The 23,090-nt window shown below is 39.5% G+C and carries 21 protein-coding genes and 1 pseudogene; 21 read left to right on the top strand and 1 reads right to left on the bottom strand.

The features are described 5' to 3' along the window. Window positions 1-64: 64 nt before the first annotated feature. The 7 genes from thiM to FC27_RS08160 all read left to right on the top strand — a co-directional run bounded on the left by thiM (window position 65) and on the right by FC27_RS08160 (window position 7,969). Complete coding sequence (thiM, locus tag FC27_RS08190) at window positions 65-865, top strand: hydroxyethylthiazole kinase (RefSeq protein WP_010625054.1); 801 nt, start codon at window positions 65-67, stop codon at window positions 863-865. After that, complete coding sequence (gene thiD / locus FC27_RS08185) at window positions 858-1,685, top strand: bifunctional hydroxymethylpyrimidine kinase/phosphomethylpyrimidine kinase (RefSeq protein WP_010625053.1); 828 nt, start codon at window positions 858-860, stop codon at window positions 1,683-1,685. Before thiM ends, thiD begins: the two co-directional genes overlap by 8 nt. Continuing rightward, complete coding sequence (gene thiE, locus FC27_RS08180) at window positions 1,675-2,316, top strand: thiamine phosphate synthase (RefSeq protein WP_010625052.1); 642 nt, start codon at window positions 1,675-1,677, stop codon at window positions 2,314-2,316. The genes thiD and thiE overlap by 11 nt, the downstream gene beginning before the upstream one ends. A gap of 77 nt (window positions 2,317-2,393) precedes the next feature. After that, entirely contained in the window at window positions 2,394-3,731 is a 1,338-nt protein-coding gene (locus FC27_RS08175; protein ID WP_010625051.1) for a hypothetical protein, read from the top strand. A gap of 217 nt (window positions 3,732-3,948) precedes the next feature. Further along, window positions 3,949-6,084, top strand: a complete 2,136-nt coding sequence (locus tag FC27_RS08170) for an MSCRAMM family protein (protein WP_010625050.1) — start codon at window positions 3,949-3,951, stop codon at window positions 6,082-6,084. A 166-nt stretch (window positions 6,085-6,250) separates the two neighbouring features. Continuing rightward, window positions 6,251-7,393: a DMT family transporter gene (locus FC27_RS08165; protein ID WP_010625049.1), complete on the top strand. Its 1,143-nt coding sequence runs from the start codon at window positions 6,251-6,253 to the stop codon at window positions 7,391-7,393. A gap of 33 nt (window positions 7,394-7,426) precedes the next feature. After that, window positions 7,427-7,969, top strand: a complete 543-nt coding sequence (locus tag FC27_RS08160) for a GNAT family N-acetyltransferase (protein WP_010625048.1) — start codon at window positions 7,427-7,429, stop codon at window positions 7,967-7,969. Between the two features lie 180 nt (window positions 7,970-8,149). Here the strand turns inward: FC27_RS08160 and FC27_RS08155 are convergent, their stop codons facing one another. Next, on the bottom strand, window positions 8,150-8,767 hold the full coding sequence (locus FC27_RS08155; RefSeq protein ID WP_010625047.1) for a CBS domain-containing protein: 618 nt from the start codon (window positions 8,765-8,767) through the stop codon (window positions 8,150-8,152). A 214-nt stretch (window positions 8,768-8,981) separates the two neighbouring features. Between FC27_RS08155 and FC27_RS08150 the strand changes: the two genes are divergently transcribed. From FC27_RS08150 to FC27_RS08090, 14 genes and pseudogenes are all read left to right on the top strand, one after another. Next, window positions 8,982-9,605, top strand: coding sequence for a GyrI-like domain-containing protein (locus tag FC27_RS08150; protein ID WP_010625046.1), 624 nt, complete (start codon window positions 8,982-8,984; stop codon window positions 9,603-9,605). Between the two features lie 123 nt (window positions 9,606-9,728). Further along, window positions 9,729-9,998, top strand: a complete 270-nt coding sequence (gene rpsN / locus FC27_RS08145; RefSeq protein ID WP_010625045.1) for a 30S ribosomal protein S14 — start codon at window positions 9,729-9,731, stop codon at window positions 9,996-9,998. Window positions 9,999-10,234: 236 nt separating this feature from the next. Beyond that, a complete protein-coding gene (locus FC27_RS08140) occupies window positions 10,235-11,290 on the top strand; it encodes a M24 family metallopeptidase (protein WP_010625044.1) in 1,056 nt (351 codons plus the stop codon). 348 nt (window positions 11,291-11,638) lie between these two features. Next, a complete protein-coding gene (locus tag FC27_RS11640; protein WP_193364104.1) occupies window positions 11,639-11,788 on the top strand; it encodes a teichoic acid D-Ala incorporation-associated protein DltX in 150 nt (49 codons plus the stop codon). Between the two features lie 30 nt (window positions 11,789-11,818). After that, window positions 11,819-13,336, top strand: coding sequence for a D-alanine--poly(phosphoribitol) ligase subunit DltA (gene dltA, locus FC27_RS08135; RefSeq protein WP_010625042.1), 1,518 nt, complete (start codon window positions 11,819-11,821; stop codon window positions 13,334-13,336). Beyond that, entirely contained in the window at window positions 13,329-14,549 is a 1,221-nt protein-coding gene (gene dltB, locus FC27_RS08130) for a D-alanyl-lipoteichoic acid biosynthesis protein DltB (RefSeq protein ID WP_010625041.1), read from the top strand. Before dltA ends, dltB begins: the two co-directional genes overlap by 8 nt. 11 nt (window positions 14,550-14,560) lie before the next feature. Beyond that, entirely contained in the window at window positions 14,561-14,806 is a 246-nt protein-coding gene (gene dltC, locus FC27_RS08125) for a D-alanine--poly(phosphoribitol) ligase subunit DltC (RefSeq protein WP_010625040.1), read from the top strand. A gap of 3 nt (window positions 14,807-14,809) precedes the next feature. After that, window positions 14,810-14,956 (top strand): hypothetical protein, encoded by a 147-nt coding sequence (locus FC27_RS11820; RefSeq protein ID WP_010625039.1) that lies wholly within the window; start codon window positions 14,810-14,812, stop codon window positions 14,954-14,956. Next, a pseudogene (dltD, locus tag FC27_RS08115) lies at window positions 14,938-16,067 on the top strand (D-alanyl-lipoteichoic acid biosynthesis protein DltD). The gene FC27_RS11820 and the pseudogene dltD overlap by 19 nt, the downstream one beginning before the upstream one ends. A gap of 401 nt (window positions 16,068-16,468) precedes the next feature. Continuing rightward, window positions 16,469-17,668: a quaternary amine ABC transporter ATP-binding protein gene (locus tag FC27_RS08110; RefSeq protein WP_010625036.1), complete on the top strand. Its 1,200-nt coding sequence runs from the start codon at window positions 16,469-16,471 to the stop codon at window positions 17,666-17,668. Further along, on the top strand, window positions 17,658-18,509 hold the full coding sequence (locus FC27_RS08105) for an ABC transporter permease (RefSeq protein WP_275452736.1): 852 nt from the start codon (window positions 17,658-17,660) through the stop codon (window positions 18,507-18,509). Before FC27_RS08110 ends, FC27_RS08105 begins: the two co-directional genes overlap by 11 nt. Before the next feature lie 10 nt (window positions 18,510-18,519). Continuing rightward, window positions 18,520-19,425, top strand: a complete 906-nt coding sequence (locus FC27_RS08100; RefSeq protein WP_010625034.1) for a glycine betaine ABC transporter substrate-binding protein — start codon at window positions 18,520-18,522, stop codon at window positions 19,423-19,425. A 407-nt stretch (window positions 19,426-19,832) separates the two neighbouring features. After that, window positions 19,833-20,693, top strand: a complete 861-nt coding sequence (locus FC27_RS08095; protein ID WP_056938096.1) for a helix-turn-helix domain-containing protein — start codon at window positions 19,833-19,835, stop codon at window positions 20,691-20,693. A 14-nt stretch (window positions 20,694-20,707) separates the two neighbouring features. Beyond that, window positions 20,708-23,005, top strand: coding sequence for a nitric-oxide reductase large subunit (locus tag FC27_RS08090; RefSeq protein WP_010625032.1), 2,298 nt, complete (start codon window positions 20,708-20,710; stop codon window positions 23,003-23,005). Window positions 23,006-23,090 lie beyond the last annotated feature (85 nt).

Raw genomic sequence — 23,090 nt, 5'->3', positions numbered from 1 at the left:
AATTTTGGCCACGATTCTTAATCCTACGATGAGAACCGTGGCCTTTTTATATGGAGGTATTAAGATGCAATTTGATTTGTTACAAAAGTTAAGAACTAATAAACCGATGGTATTGAACATCGCCAATTCAGTCACACAAGGTGATGTGGCCAATGGTTTAAGTGCCATCGGCGCTTCACCATTAATGACCAATTATGATGATGAGTTGAAAACTTTAGCTCAATTTGCCGACGGCGTCTGTATCAATATCGGTACTTTAGATGACCATCAAAATATGTTGAGCAAAGACTTGTTAAACTTAGCCACTGACTTTAATAAACCAGTCGTCTTAGACCCAGTAGGAATTGGAGCCGTACCAGAACGACTGAATTTTGTTGAAGAGTTGATCAAAATCGACCATCCAACTGTGATTCGTGGCAATGCTGGTGAAATAGCCAGTTTAGTTGGTGTCTCTTGGCAATCAAAAGGAATCGATTCACTCGACACCACTGAACAAAGTGAGGACATCGACAAAATCGCCCAATCATGTGCCAATAAATTTACCTGCGTGACCGTTGTGACTGGACCAACTGACACGATTGCCACAAGTACTGAACTGGCTCATGTCCAAAATGGTAATCCAATGTTCACTGTCCGTGTAGGAACAGGCGACATGTTATCATCCATTATCGCCGCTTTTGCAGGAGTCAGTGATGACCCCTTTGAAGCTGCGAAAATGGCTAGCTTGACCTTCAGCTTAGCAGGAGAAATGGTCATGAGTGACCACCCAGAGGTTGGACCAGCCGAATTTTCGACCCGTTTGATAGACAATCTTTATAGTTTGAGCTCTGATCAATTGGAGGAATGGGGCAAATTCGATGAATAAGATAAATAGTTTTCCCCAAGCCCTGACTATCGCCGGAACTGACAGCGGTGGTGGAGCTGGGATCATGGCTGATATGAAGACGATGCAAGAATGTAGAGTCTTTGCGACTGCGGTCGTCGTGGCTGTGACAGCTCAAAATACGGTAGGCGTCCAAAATTTTCAAGCCTTGTCCGAAGAGATCATCAATGACCAGTTCAGTTCATTGAACGATGATCTTGAGATCAGGGCTTGCAAGTCGGGGATGCTAGCTGACGCTGATCACGTTGATTGGGTCTATCAAAATTTAGATAAATATGATTTTGGCCCCTTCGTTCTCGATCCTGTCATGATTGCTAAAGGTGGCGCTCAATTGCTATCTGATCAAGGAATCGAAATGATCAAGACTAAATTGATCAAACTAGCGACTTTGATCACACCTAATATGCCAGAAGCTGAACGCTTGATCGACGATAAAATCGAAAGCCAAAGCGGCATGTTGATTGCTGCCCAAAAGATTCAAAAGCTAGGTGCCAAAAATGTTTTGATCAAAGGTGGCCATGGCGATTCTGAGACCGTCCGTGACCTAGTCCTATTAGAAGATGGGAATTATTTTTGGATGGACAGTAAAAGAGTTCATACTGACCGGACCCACGGAACGGGAGATACCATCTCCTCAGCCATCGTTTCCAGATTGGCACTGGGTGATGACATGAGATCAGCCATTTTATTCGGTAAAGATTTCGTTGAAAAAGCTATTAAAAATACAATTCAAGTAGGTCATGGCCATGGTCCGTTGAACCACTGGGCCTACAATTTGGAGCAAAATAAAAATGCAATTTAATCAGGATATGTTGAAAGCTTATTTTGTTTGCGGGAGTCAGGACCTAGTCGGTCAAGACTTTGAGAAATTGTTGGAGCAAAGTATCGAAGCTGGTGTCACGGCATTTCAATTTCGCGATAAAGGTGCGTCAATTTTGACTAATCAGCAACGCTTGGAGTTAGGTCAAAACTTACGAGCCATCTGTAAGGCTACCAATGTGCCTTTTATCGTTGACGATGATGTCAAACTTGCCAATGCTCTCAAGGCTGACGGAGTCCACGTTGGTCAAAAAGATGAGCTGATCACCAAAGTCATCAAAGAAGCTGATCCTGACATGATGATAGGCCTATCATGTCAGACGATTTCTCAAGTTCAAAAAGCTAATAAGATCAAAGAAATCGATTATATTGGTGCTGGTCCAATTTTTCCAACAGCTTCAAAAGACGATGCTGTTGCTCCGATGGGATTGCCTTTAATGAAGGAAATGGCTGAGTCTAGCCGAGTACCGATCGTTGCCATTGGTGGGATAACTGAGGACAATGTTTATAAATTGAAACCTAATGGTGCTGTTGGGGCTGCTTTTATCAGTTTTGTCACACGCTCGCAAGATGTTTCTGCCAGCGTGAAAAATGTTTTAACTGCTTTTGCCTAAAAATTAGTTAGCATTTCAATACCAAAATGAGTTTTTTTGGTGTAATTTAAGGGTAAGTTAGTTAAAGGGGTAAAAGCATGCGTAAAAGTTTAGAAGCTTTGTCAACTGGGGTATTGGTTTTATTAGCTAATGCAGGAGTAGTGATTCCATATTTTTTCTGTTTGATGTTGTACAACCAAAATAAGTCTGATTCGGTATATGCTCTGCCATTTTTGATGCTCTACACTTTTCGTTGTATCGGGATGCTGTTGACTGCACACCTGAAATATCCAGCCACAACGATGTTGAATGTTTCCAGTGCTTTCGGTGTTCTAGGTTCACTTTTGATGTTGTTTTCAGAATATTCACTCTTTGGTGTCCTAGGAGGCATCTTATTAGGCTTGTCTTCTAGCTGGATCTGGCCGTATTTTTTGACCATCCGTTCACGAGGTAAATTAGCAGATCAGTATTCTTTAGGTCGTGATTCAAACCTATCATCTTTGATTGCTCTGATTGTATTATTGATCGTGAGTTATTATGCCTCACTTTCACAGGCCATCAATCTGGCTTTTGGTGTTCTAGCAATTTTTTATGTTTTAGCTTGGCTTGGTGGAATCTATATTAAAAGAGAAATCGATTTTTATCAGGTGAGTGATTTTAAATTGTCACGACCGAAAGCCAATCGGGTCATATTGAATTTAGTTTATTTAACTATTTTAGTTATCTTGATTTTTATGATTCGTTATTCACGCCTGACTACGACTTCACATGTGATCGATCTTTTGATGTGTCTATTAGCAGCGATTATTTTAGGCATCTTACTTTACTATCAACTGGAGATCCACAAACGGATCTTTCCATTAAGTTTAGGTGCTTTGAATCGTGGCGTTGTGATGAACTTTTTACTATTGTACTCCGCCTTTGACAGCTCTCTTCGTTTCAAAAGTAACACGACCGCAATGATCTTCATCGTTTATATCGTTGGTTTTGAAGCCGGACCGATCTTGTTGAAGAAGATTATCGAGTGGCGCTATCCATTGTTGATCATTGGTCTATTGCTGACTTTGTTCAATTTTTTACCACTGTACTTTTTAGGTCTGTTTTTCTGTGCCATCTTTGTCGGTTCCGACAACGTTATTTTGAATCAATCACTCTACAGCCATCCTAATCTGGATGGTGAACGGGCCTTTTTGATCAAATATCAACTTTCAAGTATTGGCAACATTTCTCAACAACTGCTTTATATGACGTTTATTTACATTTTAAGTTATAGTTTCAACTTAAATGTGCTTTCGTTTTTCAATGCTCAAAGTCAGGGAGCTAGCTTTAAGTTACTGACGATGATGCATACTGTCATCACACTTTGGATCGTTATCTTTGCGAGCGTAACTTATTATTTTGTTCACAAAAATGGTGAGATTCAAACTACCAAATAAAAATTTAATCGAAACTAAAAGATACCACTGCCTTAAATGACAGTGGTATTTTGCTTTCTTCTGATAAATCGGAAATTGTGAAGGTATTACCAAAATATAAAAAAAACAGTTTTATTTATCAATAAACGGTTGGTCTTATTTATTCTAATGGTCATAGGTGACGCCATATAATAAAGTCGAAGCAAATATCTAGTGAATTTGTTGAGAAGGTGATTGTATGAAAAAGAGAATATTGATTTTGATCTTTTCATTGGCAACAATCATGATGGCTCTATTTTCATTTGGGTCGTTTTGCAGTTATTCAGTTAAAGCGGCCGAGATACCGATCACCGGCAACACAGGCGCTGATGCTGTTATGGTCGATAACAATGGTAATTCAGCTACAGCCGATGATCAATTGATGCAGTGGCAACGGGTCAAAGTCTCCTATGATTGGAGTATCCCTGATAATCAAGCCATCAACGCTGGAGATACGGCGGCTTTTACTTTGCCGAACAACGTGGTTGCTAAAGACAATTTAAAGATCCCTGTCTATGATTCAACTGGCAAGATTTCAATTGGTACATTTACGACTAAGAAAGGTGATAGTACCGGCACATTGACTTTTGATCATGCGATGTCTATTACTGATATCAATCGCAAAGGTAAGTTATCTTTTTACGCTGTTGGTACGAAAGAAACGACTGAGAACCCTAATGATTTTGTGATCAATAAAAACGGTTGGATCCCCAATCAGAAAGCTTTGGCTGCTGGCCTTCCAGATAAAATAACTTGGAACATCGCCTTTAATTCAACTGGTGCTGATTGGGAGCACGTTGATGTGATCGATACTTTGGGCCCTGGACAAAAGTATGTTCCCGGTTCGATCCATGCTTATACTGGCTATTATTTGGATGGTAAATTCATCACCACTGGAGAAGTCGAACCAATAGTGACCGTTGATGGAAATAATGTTACTTTTCATTTTATGAAAGTAAATACTGTAGTCAACATGGTTTATGATTCTATCTTAACGGATGTTAACGCCGAAGGTCAGAATACTTGGGTCAACAACGTCACAATCAAAGGCAAAGACATCGAAGCATCGACTAGCCACAAAGTTCATTGGGGTGGTACCGCTACTGGTGGTGGCAAAATCGAAACTGGCGATGTTATCTTGAATAAAACCAGCACAGCTGATGGATCAGCCGTTCCTGGAGCTAGTTTCAAGTTGCTCGATGCTGTCGGCAATGTAGTCCAAGAGAATCTTGTAACTGATAACAATGGTCAAATCGTGGTCAAAGGACTTGATCCCGGCGATTATGCCTTTGTTGAAACAGGTTGTCCAGTTGGATTTCAACCAAATTCCAATACTGAATACCCATTTACCATCAGTCCAGGTCAAACCGCACCAATTCAAGTTAGTGCCGTCGATACGCCCGATGAACCTGCACCAGAACCAGTGGATGATGGTGATTTAGCTTTCTTCAAAGTCGATTCAGATACTAAGAGTCCATTGTCTGGGGCTGTCTATAATTTATTAGACGATCAAGGCAATGTCATCACAAGTGGATTAACCACTGACGAAAGTGGGTTACTGGCTCTGACTGGCTTATCTGCTGGTAATTATCAATTGGTTGAAACTAAAGCTCCCGAGGGCTATGACCTCGACGCAACACCAATCAAATTTAAGATTGATTCCGGTAAAATGACGACGCTATATGCTCAAGACAAGAAGACTGTAGCAACTGTCACACCTCCGGATAACAAAACTAATGTAAAACCACCAGATAACAACAATAGCGTCACACCTCCAGATGACGATGATAATGAAACACCTAGTCAAACTCCTGGCGGTGGTCAAGAGACTCCTGGTGGCAATGGTTCAAACACCACAAATCCCGGGACAGAAACGCCTAGTGGCAATCAACCTGGTACTAGTAATCCAGGAACAGAAGCACCTAGTGGCAATCAACCTGGTACTAGTAATCCAGGTACAGAAACACCTAGTGGCAATCAACCGGGAACAACGAATCCCGAAACGGAAACTCCTGCAACCAATGAACCTGGTGAAACTGAATCAAATGAAACCACACCAAGTGGCAACACTTCTGAATCCAATTCACCACTTCCTAATGAAAATTCTAGTAGTGAGTCGGAGATATTGAATCCTGAATATCCGGCTTCACAAATTCCAGAATCTGCTTGGGAACAATCAATCAAAGCTCCAACGACTAATTCGAAGAAACCTGGATCTGGCTTGTTCCCACAAACAAGCAATCAGGCTGAAGGATTATTGGCCATTATTGGCGGTATTATTTTAGCTTTATTGATTGGCTTGAGATTGTATCATCATAAAATCAAGAAATCATAATTAAAAATTTCGGTGTCGATTCACGAGTGAGTGAGTCGACACTTTTTTATCAAAAACGCTTTCATGGTAATTTTAGGGTAAAAATTTGTGAAATCGGCTTTTCCGGGAATTAATTTGGAGTAGACTTATGTTTATAACTTTGTTAATTGGGGATGCTATTTAAGTTTTGAAAATTAAATCGATATTATTGATTTTAATACCAACATTTTTATTTAGTTCTATGGAAATTGCTTTGAAGGTGGCCGGGAATACCTTCAATCCGGTGGAATTGAACTTTATCCGTTTCTTGATCGGTGGACTGGCTTTATTGCCGTTTGCCTGGTCATACATGCGAAAACACAGTGTTTTGCTGTCGAAGTCTGATTGGCTACGATGCGCCGTTACCGGCTTCGTTATCGTGGTCGTCAGCATGTCCTTGTACCAGTTGTCGATCCAAATGACTGATGCTTCGATCGTGGCTATCATGCTCAGTGCTAATCCAATTTTTGGCCTGATCATCGGCTTTGTCTTTCTACGTGAAAAGCTTTCACGTACCAATATTTTCGCCTTGGTTTTGACTTTGGTGGGATTGTTAGTCATTATCAACCCCTTCAATTTGAAAAATCCTGTCGGGATTACTTTAGGGTTATTGTCATCAATTATTTTTGGTGTTTATGGCGTTATGTCCCGAGTAAATAGTCACAAGATAGGTATCAATGCTTTAACGATGACCTGTCTATCATTCTTGTTCGGGGCTGGCGAATTAGCAATTTTAATGGGATTGAGTCACACAAGCTTAGCTTCATTTATCCCACAAAATTATAGTGAATTCGTTAATATCCCATTTTTCCAAGGCCTGACATGGGGCAATTTACCATTGATCTTGTACATTTCTGTCTTGGTCACTGGTGCTGCTTTTGGACTTTACTTCGTCTCGATGGACGAAGTCGGAGTTGTTCAAGCTTCACTGATCTTCTTAGTAAAACCAGCCTTAGCTCCAATTTTAGCTTTAGGTATCTTAGGCGAGGCAATCGTACCAAGAACCGTTATCGGTATCATCATTATTTTACTTGGTTCAGCTATCACTTTGGTTGGTGCCAAAGTGGCTTACAGTGTTATTTCGCTGTTCGTCAGGGACTCCAAATTGCCGAAAGAAGAAGTTGAGTCAGAGATCGAACATGATATGGCTAATGTTGATGAGCCAGAACCTTCAAAGAAGGAACAATTGGAAGCTCATTTGAAGGAAACAATTGAAACTCAAAAAGAAGTTGAGGCAACCATCAAAGAAAATATCAAACATGATGGATCGACTGTTGGCGAGAAGGATTAACCAAGATCGTTTGTTTTTAAACGGAGGCCAATAATGTTTGTTTTTAGCAATTTTGAGATAAATAACAAGCGAGTTCAACTAACTTTTCCGGAAGTTGAACAAGCAAAAGAATTATATTCAGCCATCAAGGATGATCGAGAATCACTTTCTCGCTGGATGCCTTGGACGAAATCGACTAAGTCAGCTGGATCAGAAAGAAACTTTATCAAATACGCTCGTGAGCAGAACGCTAAATATTTGTTGCTGGAACATGTCATCGTTGTTGATGGAGTGGCATCAGGAATGATCGACTTGCACGATATTAGCTGGGAAGACCATACTGCCAAAATTGGCTATTGGTTACACAGTCAGCAACAAGGATATGGCATTATGACTGAGTCCTTGAAGCGCTTGGTCGAGCATGCTTTTAGTGAGTTGAAGCTAAATAAGTTAGTTTTACAAGCTGAAAGTGAAAATGAAAAAAGTATCGCAATAGCTAAACGACTGGGATTTGTCCGGGAAGGGACTTTGAAACAGCAGGTAGCATATGGCGATGAATTCAAAGATTTGAATATTTATGGATTATTGAATGAATGAAATAGAAAAGTGCATTCCCATTTGGGAATGCACTTTTTTAGGTTGTATTTCTTTTTTGTATTTTTCTCAAGTATCGGAAACGCTCTGAATAACACAGCTGGCTCCGCTTTGGTACGCCAGTAAAGGATTGCCAAGAGCGCAATCAATTCACTGCCTAGCCAATGCTCACCAGCTCCCGTGTTATTTTGCGCTCTTATCGATAAAGTACTGGAATATTCTATTCTTGGTGATCTTCCCGATGACGTGGCGGGGATTCTTTTCATCGACGACTGGTAGTGAGTCGACTTCGTGGGTCAATAATTGTTGGCCTACTTCTTTGATGGTCATTGTGGGTGTTACGGTTATGAGATTGGGCATTCTGGTCATTACCATACTGGCTGACATAGTGCTTGTGTCATGATTGTTGACTGTGACTGCTAGGAGGTCTTTCCTGGAGATCAGACCTAGCAATTCTTTATTTTCGTCTACGACATAGAGTGAACCGGTGTCTTTTAAGAAGAGGCTGTTGATGCACTCTTGAAGACTGGTGCTTGGTTCGACGAAGGTCGCCTTTTTGATGATGCCATTGATTTCTTTATTATATAATTCGTCGTAGTTTAATTGGCTAGCTTTCATGCCTGCATATTCATAGCCAACTTTTGGTCGAGAATCGAGAATACCGACGGCTGTCAGTAGTCTTAGATCGGCTCGAATCGTTGGTACGCTTAGATTTAATTCTTTTGCAATCTGGTCGCTGGTTAGGGGACTGGTTTGCTTAGTCATTTCGATGATTTCTTGTTGTCTATTGGTAAGTTCCATGTTGATACCCCCATATTTTCATGTATATGTGCCAATTGATATTATATATACAATCATACTTACTATCAATATAACGTCATATATTATTTTTGCAAGCAAATTTAATTACGAAAAAATTTTCAGTAAATTAAGTTCAGACATTGACCTGTTGCAGTTTAGGACTACAATAAAAATTGTATTGAGAAATAATAATTATCGTGAATGGAGCCAATTGATGAAATATTCAAGTCGTAAACAAGAAAAAGAGCTATATTCAACATCATTAAAGCCCCAATTTGTTGAAGTACCAGAGCAGAAGTTTTTCTCACTGCATGGAGTGGGTGACCCTAACGGAGCAGAATTTAAAGAAAAGATGGAAACACTTTTCCCAATGGCTTACGCTTTGAAGGCTGCCTATAAAAAGTATTGTGAAAATAAAACCGTCGAATTTGACGATTATGTAGTTTTTCCTTTGGAAGGTGTTTGGTCCTTGACCGAAGAAGGACAAGCAATGGATCAACTTGATAAAGATGAATTCGAATATGACGTCATGATCAGAATCCCTGATTTTGTACCGGATGATTTGATTGAACCAACGATCCAAGCTACCAAAGAGAAGAAGCACTTAAAACTATTACCGCAACTCGAGATCAAAACTTATCCAGCTATTTCAGCAATTCAGATCTTACACGTCGGTCCTTACGATGACGAACCTACCAGTTTTACTAAAATGGACCAGTTGCTTGAAGAAAATTCGAAGCAACGTGTTTCCAAAAGTCATCGTGAAATCTACTTGTCAGACGCTCGGAGAGTCGATGCTGACAAGCTGCAGACCATCTTGCGTTATGAAATAAATTAATTGATTTTTTCAAAACAAATTTATTGCTATCCAAGTTGATTACTGCTATTCTCGTACATGGACTTAGTAATTATTACTATTAGACACTGACTTCCCATAATATAGATAAGGGTAGGTAAGTGCATGGCACGTAAAGCAAAAATTGAACGTGAAAAAAGATTACATCGTACAGTAGCTCGATATGCTACTTTGCGTCAAGAATTGAAAGATAAGGGTGACTATCAAGCACTAAGCCAGTTGCCTAGAGATGCTTCGCCAACACGGTTGCATTCTCGTGATAAGATCGACGGCAGACCCCATGCTTATTTAAGAAAGTTTGGGATGTCGAGAATCAATTTTAGAAATTTAGCACACCAAGGTCAAATACCTGGTGTCCGTAAGGCTAGTTGGTAATTTTCTGGGCCAGTCACTTGAACAAGTGAATCTGTTATGTCGAGATTTTTGCAGGAACTGTGACTGGCCTGGACTTATTGAGGTAACATTACACTCAAGTGGTCTACGATCCTCCTCATACACAAAACCCGGGACAGAATCTCGGGCTTTTTTTATGCCCTGATTTTCAGTCGTGCGAATTCTTAAAAGAAAGTGTAATCTAATAGGTAAGATTTTTATTTCGGGAGGCATGTTCCATGAATCAAACAGGTATCAAAACAGTCAGACAGTATCTGACCGACCAAAATCTTCAAGCATTCTTAATTAGCGACAACGCTGACCAATTTTATCTCAGCGGATTTCTAGGTGATGAAAGCTACGTCGTAGTTGATGCAGATAATATTTTCATCGTAACTGACGCAAGATTTTTTGAACAGATCAAGCAACAGGCACCAGATACTACAGTTGTCGACATCAAGGAAACATCGTTGGCTGATTTCTTGGCCGCACACTATCAAAATATCGCTATCGAAAGCGACTACTTGTTGACCAAAGATTATCAATCAATCGTTGAAAAAGGTATCAAGACGACTAATGCTGACCTTGTCGTTAAACAATTGCGGATGCACAAGACCGACCAAGAGATCGACTTGATCAGCCAAGCCGCCGAAATCTCTGATAAAGTTTATGACCATATCGTCCAATTCATGAAAGTCGGCATGACTGAACTCGAAGTTGCTCATGAAATTGAAAGCACCGGATTCAAATTAGGTGCTCAAAAGCTTTCCTTTGATACCATTGTTGCCTCTGGAGCACGTTCCGCCCAACCACATGGTTCAGCGACCGATAAGATAATCGAAGACGGCGACGTCGTCACCCTCGATTTCGGATTCGTCTATCAAAACTACTATTCAGATATCACGCGGACCGTCGTCATGGGCAAAGCTAGCGATGAAGTCAAAAAAGTATATCAAGCCGTCAAGAAAGCTGAAGAGTGGGGAATCAAATTCGCTCCTTTAGTCGAGACGTTCGGTGACTTGGATCGAGTTATCCGCGGCTCCATCGATGACAGTGGTTACGGCAAATATTTCAACCACGGCAGCGGTCATGGACTTGGCCTAGTTTGTCATGATTATCCAATCATGCGCCGTTCTAACAATGACCAACTTGAACCAAAAATCGTCTTCACTGTTGAACCAGGAATCTATTTGCCAGGCCGTTTCGGAGTGAGAATCGAGGACGATATTTATAAGAATGAACAAGGTGAGTCGATCCGTTTGACCCATTCAACTAATGAGCTAATTGAGATCTAGAAGATTTTCCAAATAATGTAAATATTTTTAGTCAAAAAGGCATCCGCGAGTCGGATGCCTTTTTATTATAATAATTGTATAGAGATATCGAAAAGTGAATATTATAGTAAATAATTTAAGATAATTTGACACAGTCGTATATCAATGGTTGAATAATAAACGGCTGTTCTTGAAGTTAACTATAAGTCGTAATTAATTTAAAGCGTGGTTTAGTCGATATCTTTTGTGGATTTTCAATCTTACAAAACTGTAAGACGGATGTAAGGAAATCCGATGTCAGTTTAATTAGCTGAGAACTAAGATGACAAATATAATTCAAAGGTCCAAGAGGTAAATGAGGTGAGTGATTTGAAAATAAAATTGATCAACTTCTTAAGAAAACCAGTGACAGTATTTGTTCTACGGACAGTTTTTTATTTCGCAATTCTACTGATCCTACTGTATATCTACGGATATAACGGGGTCGGAAGCGCCAAATTCATTTATAACGATTTCTAGTTTTAGGTTAGCTGAAGGAAGGGAACGCAAATGAATATCATAATTGATAGAATCACTCAAATTGCTAAAAATGATCCAAAGCAACTTTGTTACCAAAATGGTGAGCAAATTGCAACGTATCAACAATTGGATCAACAATCTAACAAGATTGCCAACTATTTACAGAAAAGTAATATTCCATCTAAGAGCCCGATCATCGTCTTCGGTGGTCAACAATTCGAGATGTTGGTGATGTTTTTAGGAGCTATCAAGGCCGGACATGCTTATATCCCAGTTGATGATACTTCTGATTCAGAACGGATCCACCAGATTAATGCCGTTGCTGAGCCATCAGTTGTTTTTAATTGGAGCGACAAGGACGACTTCGAGATTGACACCCCAGTAGTCAGTCAAAATGATTTACAAGAAGTTATGAATAACGGTGTTGCTGAATACGATGAGACTAAGAGCGTTGGACCAGATGAAAACTTCTATATTATTTTCACTTCTGGCACGACTGGAACTCCTAAAGGTGTTCAGATCAGCACGAATAATTTAGTCGATTTTACTGACTGGGTCAATCAAACCTATCACTATACAAAAGATGAGCATGTCATGTTGCAAGCTCCATTCTCGTTTGCTTTATCAGTCTTTTCGATTTATCCCGTATTGACTAACGGCTCGACTTTAGAAGTATTGGATAAGCAAACAGCAAAGAACTTAGCGTTATTGCAGCAAGCAGTCTTGAATTCTCAAGCCACGACTTGGATCTCGACTCCTTCGTTTTTCGAGATGTGTATGTTTTTCAAAGATTTCAATGGAGCTACTCTACCAAACTTGAAGAAATTCATCTTTTGTGGTGAGGAACTGACACATATGACAGCCAGTAAGTTGTTGAAACGTTTCCCAGAAGCTGAGTTGTACAACACCTATGGTCCGACAGAAAATACGGTGGCTATCACTTCGATCCAGATTACTCCGGAAAACTTAGCAGTCTATGATCGATTACCGATTGGTTATTTGAAAGCTAATATGGATCAACGCCTAGCTAACGTTGAAGAAAAAGATGGTGAAAAGGTCGGCGAATTGCTCGTCAGCGGGCCTGATGTTTCTAAGGGATATCTGAATAATCCAGTTCAAACTAATAAAGCATTTGAGATCATCGACGGTAAGGTCTTTTACCATACTGGCGATATGGTCAGCGAAGATGAAAACGGATTGCTATTTTACAAAGGTAGAACGGATTTCCAAATCAAGATGCATGGATATTGGATCGAGCTTGAAGAAGTCGATTCACTCCTAGCTGAGCTACAACAAGTTAAACAATCTTGCACGGTTCCGCTTTACAACAATAAGAAACAAGTCAATAAGATCATTGCTCACATCGTTTTGGAAGATCAATTCGAAAGTGTCGACGGCAAGCAACTCAACCGCGATATTAAAGCCGAATTGCAAAAGAACACGATGGAATACATGATTCCGAACGTCTTCAAATTCGTAAAACAATTGCCTATTAGTAAGAATGGAAAGATTGATAGAAAGGCATTGATAGGCGAAGTAAATGCATAACATTACACCGTACAGTAGTCCAACTTACTTTATTTATTTAATACTACTGTTACTGCCAATTATGATTGGTTTATACAATGGCAAACGTTTTCGAGTTTATGAAACAATAGCAACCGTTATTATTTTGATCACCGCCTTTTTCGGTGGCAATATGAGTCAAGGTATCTCCTTGATTTGTTACATTCTCTTAGAAATGGTTTTAGTTCTTTCGTATTTGAGATATCGCACCAAAGAGAATTCCAAGAACAGTTTCTGGATCTTCTTCTGGGCCGTTATCTTAGCCATCATTCCGCTGGTGTTCGTCAAATTGGATCCATTGATCAACAACGCGACCATCTCGCTCTTTGCCTTCATGGGGATCAGTTATTTGACCTTCAAATCAGTCGAAATGATCATGGAGATTCGTGATGGGGCAATCAAGGAAGTGAAACCTTGGGAGTTTATTCGTTTCTTACTATTCTTCCCAACGATTACTTCTGGGCCAATTGATCGTTTTAGACGTTTTCAAAAGGATGTTTTAAAAGTCCCATCTCGTGAAGATTATTTAAAACTACTGAAAAGTGGTACTAATCGCTTGATGCTCGGGTTCCTTTACAAATTCATCATTGGTTATGTCTTTGGTACCTTGTTATTGCCAAAGGTTCAGATACTAGCCATGTCGTATCGAGGTCAAGCACCATTAGATTTATCTTGGTGGGTACTCGCATACATGTATGTTTACAGTATGTATCTGTTCTTTGACTTTGCTGGATATTCACTCTTTGCAGTCGGTATCAGTAATTTCTTAGGCGTTAAGACACCAATGAACTTCAATCGTCCATTCCAGTCTCACAATATCAAAGATTTCTGGAATAGATGGCACATGACTTTATCATTCTGGTTCCGTGATTTCATTTATATGAGATTGATGTTCTTCATGATGAAGAAAAAATTGATCAAGAGTCGGATAACGATGGCTAATATCGGCTATCTAGCTTTGTTCTTGATCATGGGATTTTGGCACGGTGAGACTTGGTTCTACATCGTTTATGGTTTGTTCCACGCTGGAGCAATGATCACTAATGATGCTTGGCTACGTTTCAAGAAGAAACACCGTAAGGCTATCCCACACAACAAATTGACTGAAGGTTTTGCAATTTTTCTGACCTTCAATATCGTATGTTTCAGTTTCTTGATCTTTTCAGGCTTTCTAAATACATTATGGTTTAACTAAGGAGAAAAATTATGGACGTAAAAGTAAAAGAAGGAATTATTGAAATTCTTAAAGATGTAACAGGTTTAGATGATGTAGGTACTAACGCAGACGAAGATTTATTTGCGGATGGTATTCTCGATTCAATGGCAACAGTTGAAGTGCTCGTAGCATTACAGGATAAATTTGATATTCAAGTACCAGTTTCAGAATTTGACCGTAGCCAATGGTCAACAGTCAATAAAATTGCTGATCGGGTAGGAGAATTGGAAGAGTAAACTATGAAGAAAAAACTGTGGATGATTTTTGGACCTGTAATTGTTGCGATTGCAGCGCTCTTAATTCTTCTCTGGACGCCGATCAACTTCAAAAATATCACGCCAGAAAAGGTTAACCAAGCTGCACTTCATTGGATGCTCGGGTATTAAAGGGTGAAGCTATCAAAAATACCGCGGAAGACGAAAACTATATTCCTATTATTGGTTCGTCAGAACTTTCCCGGATGGATCCGTTCCACCCATCTTCCATGGCACAAAAGTATCACTGGAAAAATCAACCTTTCTTACTAGGGAATCCCGGTACCGCCTCATTGACACAAGCAATGAACGTCAGTGGGATGTCTAATTTAAGAAACCAAAAAGCAGTCTTTATTATTTCACCGCAATGGTTTACCAAAAAAGGCGCTCGTAGCGATGCCTTTAAGTTCTACTTTTCTCCGATGCAATTGACGAGTTTATTTTGAAAGCTAATCCGCATCATCGCTATCTTGACGAATATATTGCTCAACGGATCATTCAATTAGGTATTAGCAAAGGACCAATTGAAAATGATGCCATCAGACGGATAGCCGCTGGAGAAAAGATCACTGGGTTTGAACGTTTTTACTTGGAGAGATCCTTATCAAGTTTGCAAAGTCAGGATTACTTATTTGGTTCGGCCTTTCTAAATGATCACGAAAAACGGATCAATAAAGCTGCTGACCAATTACCTAATAAATACGACTACAAGCATCTTGATAAGTTAGCTGTTAAGTTAGCAAAACGTCACTCGCATGAAAATGATCTGCAGATCGGTGACTCCTTCTATAGAAGAGAATTGAATCATCGGATCGCTCAGTATGCTAATTCACATACTAAAGCTGACTATCTGCACTCACCAGAATACAATGACTTTGAAGCTTTGCTTTATATGTTCAAGCAAAATCACGTTCAAGTACTATTCGTAATCCAACCAGTCAACAAGAAATGGATGGAATACACAGGGATGCCACAAAGTTCATTGGACAATTTTGACAGAAAGATCAAGTATCAACTCAATAAACAAGGCTTCAACGATGTCGTCGATTTAACGACTGTTAAGAATTCAAATTATATTGCTGAAGATACCATTCACATGGGCTGGCGGGGCTGGCTGATGCTCGATAAGAAGTTGATCCCATATTATCGAGACAAACATGCTGATCCGAAGGCTACCCAATACCATATGGATAACTATTTCCTGACAAATTCATGGGCTAATAAAGCTAAAAAATTCAAATAATTCAAAAAATATGACGGACTCAGAACTTGAGTCCGTCTTTTTTGACGTATTTTAAAATTATTTTCATAAAATTGATTAATTCCTCATGATATGTCGTAAAATAGACCTAATCAATGGGAATGAACCGCTTACAAATATCAATAAATATTTTTGAGGGACCAGTCAAATAAGGAGTCCAATTATGACAAATATTTCAAAATTATAAAGTTTTTATTAAGATTTTGAATATCGCGTTATATTAACCCTGAGGACTGCTAAATGGGCTGTTTGAGAGTCAATCCCGGGCGTGTCGTTTGAATGAAAAAAAAATATTTGTTAAGGTATATAAGCAATTGCGGTTATTTATGTTCGATACGTTCGATAAGTAATTGCTTTTTTTATTTCCAAGAATGGAGGATTAAATGGCTGTTAAAGTTGAAGTTAAAAATTTAACTAAGATTTTTGGTAGACGTGTGAATAAAGCCAAGGAATTGATCCAAGAGGGCAAATCCAAAGCTGAAATTCTCAAAGAAGCCGGAGCAACCGTCGGTGTTGATCAAGCAAATTTCAAGATCAACGATGGGGAGATTTTCGTCATCATGGGTCTTTCCGGTAGTGGTAAATCAACATTGATCCGAATGATCAACCGTTTGATCGAACCCACTGATGGTGAGGTTTTGATTGATGGGGAGAATCTTATGGAGATGGACAAGAACCATCTTCGAGAAGTAAGACGAAAGAAAATGAGTATGGTTTTCCAAAACTTTGGTCTATTGCCAAATCGGACCGTACTAGAAAATGCTGACTATGGTTTGGAAATACAGGGTGTCGATAAAACGACACGTGAAGAAAAAGCCAAAACAGCACTCGAACAAGTAGGTATCACCGGATATGATGATGAGTATCCAGCACAATTATCAGGTGGTATGCAACAGCGTGTCGGTTTAGCCAGAGCTTTGGCTAACGACCCACAAATTCTATTAATGGATGAGGCTTTCTCAGCACTTGATCCATTGAATAGAACTGATATGCAAGATCAATTGCTCGATTTGCAAGAGAAAATGCATAAAACAATCATTTTCATTTCTCACGATTTGAATGAAGCTTTGAAGCTCGGTGATCGAATCATGATCATGCGTGATGGTGAAGTCGTTCAAACCGGAAAACCAGAAGATATTTTGACACATCCAGCTAACGAATATGTTGAAAACTTCATCGAAAACGTTGATCGTAGTAAGGTCTTGACTGCTGGTAACGTTATGATTAGACCTGTAACTATCAATATCGATAAGGCTGGTCCAAGATTGACTATCAAACGGATGAGAAATAACGAAGTTTCAACTGCTTATGTAATTGATAATTCTCGTCATTTAGTTGGTATCGTCGATGCCAATGATGTCATCAGTTTGATCCGTAACAATAGTAGTGATTTACGTTCTGTTGTTAAATCTGATGTACCAACGACACAAGAAGATAAACCTATCTCAGAATTGATGGATGATATTTCGCAAACTGGTATTCCGATTGCCGTTACTAACGACAAGAAGCAGTTGCTTGGAATTATCGTTCGTGGTGCCGTTCTAGGTGCACTTGCAGGAAATGAGGTGAAAGATGTTGACTAATATCCCGCAATTACCATTGGCACATTGGATCGATGCGTTTGTTGATTGGCTAGTTCAGTTCACTGGATTTTTCAATGCCGTCACTAACTTTATTGGTTCAATCAATAGTGCCTTTCAATGGGTCTTCGATCTCTTACCAATTTGGTTATTCATCTTGATCGTGGTGGCTTTGACATTTTATGTTAACCGTCATGAACAAAATTGGACCCTTTTGGTGTTCGAACTCCTAGGTCTCATCCTAATTTGGAACTTAGACTATTGGCGTGATATGACACAAACTTTGTCATTGGTTTTGACATCTAGTTTGATTGCCTTAGTCATAGGTATTCCATTAGGTATTTTGATGGCTAAAAGTAATATCGCTGAAATTATCTTGAAGCCGATCCTAGACTTCATGCAGACAATGCCAGCCTTTGTTTATTTGATTCCTGCTGTTGCATTGTTCGGTATTGGGATGGTTCCTGGTATCGTTGCCTCAGTTATCTTCGCAATGCCTCCAACAGTTAGAATGACTAACATGGGTATTCGTGAGGTTCCTGATGAATTGATCGAAGCTGCTGACTCATTCGGTTCGACTGAATGGCAGAAGTTATTTAAAGTTGAATTACCACTTGCTAAGACTAGTTTGATGGCTGGTGTTAACCAAAGTATGATGCTTTCACTATCAATGGTTGTTATTGCATCAATGATCGGTGCTATGGGCTTAGGTACTAAAGTTTACTTCGCCGTTGGCCGTAATGATGCTGGTAATGGTTTTGCTGCTGGTTTGGCAATCGTTATCTTGGCAATTATCCTTGATAGATTGACACAATCATTAACTAGATCACGTAAGCAAGGTTAGGAGGGATTTTTTGAAAAACAAAAAACTAATAGGCCTGTCCCTATTACTCATCTTGTTGATCCCAATTATTGCCTCGTGTAGTTCACAAACAGCCCCATATAATAGCAAAGAAAAATTGGGACCACAGGTTAATTACACAATCACTGGTGTTGATGCCGGTGCTGGTGTAATGGCCTCAACACAAACTGCTTTAAAGAGTTATGGCCTTGAAAAGCAAAAATGGCAATTGCAACCTAGTTCAACAGCTGCCATGACAAGTACACTTGATAAAGCTTATAAGAACAAACAACCAATCGTCATTACTGGATGGCAACCACATTGGATGTTTACTAAATATAAACTTAAATTCTTAAAAGATCCTAAAAACGTCTTTGGACAAGCTGAACACATCGATACCGTTGTTCGTAAAGGTTTGAAGAAAGATAAGCCTGAAGCTTATGAAATTTTGGATAACTTCCATTGGAATGCTAAACAGATGTCTTCAGTTATGTTGAAGGTCAATGGTGGTATGGATCCTAATAAAGCTGCTAAGCAATGGATCAAGAAGAATCCTAAGATGGTTAACGAATGGACTAAAGGTGTTAAAAAGGTTCATGGTGATAAGCTTAAGTTGACTTACGTTGCTTGGGACTCTGAGATTGCATCAACTAACGTTATTGCCCAGGTTCTTAGAAATCAAGGCTATAAAGTAACGATCCAATCAATGGAAATGCAGCCAGTTTGGGCTTCTATCGCAACTGGAGCAGCTGATGCTCAAGTTAGTGCTTGGTTACCTAAGACTGCCGCTAAATTTGCTAAAGATTACAAGGGTCAATATGAAGATCTCGGTCCAAGTTTGAAGGGTGCAAAAGTTGGTATTGTAGTTCCACAATACATGCACAAGATCAATACGATCGACGATTTGAAAAATAAATAGTAATTAAGGAAGCTGAATCTTGTAAGAGATCAGCTTTTTTTTTTAGATTTATATTCCATAACGCTATATTTAAATTTTTTTATTAAAAAAATCATTGAAAGATGGGTCACATTTGAGATATAGCGGGAGAATTTCACAAACTTTGAATACCTTTGTGAGATTGTGCAATCGGTTGTCTGTAAACCCTTACAGAGAAGTCCAAATCAACTTCACAAATAAAATTTCACAATGTATATAAAATGGGAATATTTTATATATAAAATGGTTATTTACAAATCTCGGCAATGATACTAGACTAGTATAGAAATCAGCTATTAGAATTGTTTGTATGGCTATACAAAGGAGGATAATAAAAGTATATAATTTAGTTTGTAACGAAATAATTATGATACAGGGGTGGTCACCACATGAATATTCAGTCTTTTGTCGATAAGAGAAAAGAAATGGGGCTATCACAAAAGGAATTGAGTAAAGGGGTTTGTACCCAAGCTACTCTTAGCAAGTTTGAAAATAATGGTAAAATTCCATCAATGAAAATTTTGATCCAGTTGTGTAACCGTCTTGGCATAGCTTTAGATGAAATTATCGGTATCAATGGTAATGGTTCGAAAAAGTTAGTGAAGATGATGAACACAGCTGAATTCAATCTCATTATTAGTGATTATCAAAATTCATGGAAGATTTTAAATAGCATCGAATTAGATTCACTAAAGGATGACAAACAAGCAACCATGCAATATTACTATTTGCAAGGTTACTTGAATGTTCTCGATGATGGAGATCTATTGGAAGCTGTCTTTGATTTTAATCAGATTATTGCTGTTTTAGATCCAAAAGGGGAAACCATTTTTACATTCTTGGCTTTTGTGGGCTTAGGAATGGTATATGCACAGCAAAGTGATGATGATAAGAGCGAATATTACTTTAGCAAAGTATTTAACGATATTTACGGTATGCCAATCGATGATGTAACGAAGATTTGGCGTTACATCAACATTATTTTCTATTGTGCCATTTACTACTCAAATCGGCGCGAATTCGAGACCGCTAATGCATTATTGCGTTATGGAGTTAAGGTCTGTGAAGATAATCATGTGACCTACTACATTGCCAGGATCTACCAGCAATTAGCAGTCAACGAATGCGAATTGAATGGACATAGTGACTTAGTTTTGAACCTCTTAAACAAAGCTGAAGTTTTCTCAGAATTTAATCATAATGACAACGAACTAAAAAAAATACGTAAGCTGATTGAAGACTGTAAGTAAACGAGGGGATTAAATTGACGTCTTATAAAAAGCTGAACAAAATTTTGATTTGGACGCTAGTCGTTGCTTTCACAATTCTGATTCTTGGGGGATTATTGATCTTCAAAAATGAAGCTCCACGTCCTTCAAAGATCGTTAATGAGCAGGGAACGACTGTCGTTACCAAGCAACAATTGATATCAGGACAAGCCGTATATGAAAAGTATGGTTTGACCGACTATGGTACCTACTTAGGGAATGGTACTTATTTCGGACCTGATTACACTGCACAATCTTTACATATCTATCTACAAGGTATGAACAGATATTATGCACAAAAGGATTTCAATCAAAACTGGAACCAATTGAATACCGAGCAAAAATCTGGTATCAAGGGTAAAGTCCAGAAAGAAATCCGAGTCAATCGCTATAATGCGTCGAAAGACCAGTTAGTCTTGACTAAAGCACAAGTTGCCGGACTCAATCATTTAACGAAGTACTATCGTGAAGAGTTCCACAACAATCCAAAAGAAGCCGGTATGCCGGAAAATATGATCAGAAACAATACCGATGATTTCATGCATCACGGTAACAAGATCGATCAATTGACATATTTCTTCTTCTGGGGAGCTTGGTTGTCATCAACCAACCGTCCACATCAAACATATTCATATACTAATAACTGGCCATACGACCTGGACGCCGGGAATGTCATGACCAGTGACGCCATGCTTTGGACAGCTATTTCCGTAGCCTTGTTCGTCGCCGGTGTCGGAATCGTCATTTACTACTACAAGAAGTACTCCTTCGATATGGATTACACCGAAGCCTACAGCAAGATGGGTGAGATTAAGACTTCAGAACCGATCACACCATCGCAAAGAAAAGCTGCCAAGTATTTCTTAGTCGTAATGCTGATGTTCTTAGTTCAGGTATTATTAGGTGAGTTAATGTCTCACTACTACGTAGAGCAAGGATTCTTCGGCCTGCCGTTACAATACATCTGGCCGTTCAACTTAGCGAAAACGTGGCATTTACAATTGGTTATCTTCTGGATCGCCACAGCCTGGTTAGCAACCGGTATCTACATAACACCACGTGTATTAGGGCACGAGCCGAAACACCAAGGATTGTTAGTTGATATCCTCTTCTGGGCTTTGATCATCGTTGTCGGTGGTTCAATGCTCGGTGAATGGGGTTCAGTCACAGGTTTCATCAACGGCAAGTGGTGGCTTTTTGGTCACTACGGTTGGGAATACGCCGAAATGGGTAAATTCTGGCAATTGCTATTTATTGCTGGTATGTTGCTTTGGGTCGTTATCCTTTGCCGTGGATTTGTACCTGCCATCAAGAAGAAAGTCAACAAGGACAGATCTGTGCTATTGACGCTACTTCTTTGTGGTTCGATCGCTATTCCATTGTTCTATCTAGCATCACTCTTCATCCTGCCTAACTCCCACGTAACCTTTGCTGATTACTGGAGATGGTGGATCGTCCATCTATGGGTAGAAGGAATCTTCGAGTCGTTCGCCGTTATCCTGATCGGATACTTACTGGTCGATATGAAGTTAACGACTATCAAATCTACTATCAGAGCACTATATTTCCAATTGATATTATTACTTGGTACAGGTGTTGTCGGAATGGGTCACCATTACTTCTGGGAAGGTGATCACTCGATCTGGCTAGCACTTGGTGCATGTTTCTCAGCTATGGAAGTTATTCCTCTTTGCTTGTTAGTTTGGGAAGCTTATACACACTACCGTGTCTATAAAGACAGTAAGATGAACTTCCCTTATAAGGGAACCTTCATGTTCTTAGTTTCAACAGGTCTATGGAATGCCGTCGGTGCTGGTGCACTTGGCTGGTTGATCAATGCACCTGCTATCAACTACTTTGAACACGGAACACAATGGACTTCAGCCCATGCCCACGGTTCAATGGCCGGAGTATACGGATTCTTCTCAGTCGCCATCATGCTCTACGCAGCACGTCATTTGACGAAGACAGAATTCTGGACTAAGTCAGTTGAAAAATGGGTCAAATGGTCATGTATCGTCATGAACGTAGGATTAGCCGGAATGGTCTTCATCACTTTGATGCCATTAGGATTCCTACAGTTGAAAGATGCTCTAGAGTTCGGTTATTGGCACGCCAGACAAGCCAGCTTCTACCAGCAATCAATCACCAGAGGCCTAACGATCGTCAGATCAGTACCAGACGTCATCTTCACCGCCGGAGTCGTAATACTATTAGTAATCTTCTTCCGGGCAATGTTCAATTTGAAGAAGTCATCTGATAAATTAGATCCGATTGATTATGATATTAAGTAGAGCGTTAAGCGGAGCTCGCTGCCGTTTGATTCGCGTTTCCACTATAAATCAGTGATTAGTACAATAATTTGGCTCTAAGTCAAAT

It is taken from the genome of Companilactobacillus versmoldensis DSM 14857 = KCTC 3814 (assembly GCF_001434295.1).
GTDB classification, from domain to species: domain Bacteria; phylum Bacillota; class Bacilli; order Lactobacillales; family Lactobacillaceae; genus Companilactobacillus; species Companilactobacillus versmoldensis.
Note: the sequence above shows the minus strand (reverse complement) of the source record. Positions and strands in the feature narration are given on the sequence as shown.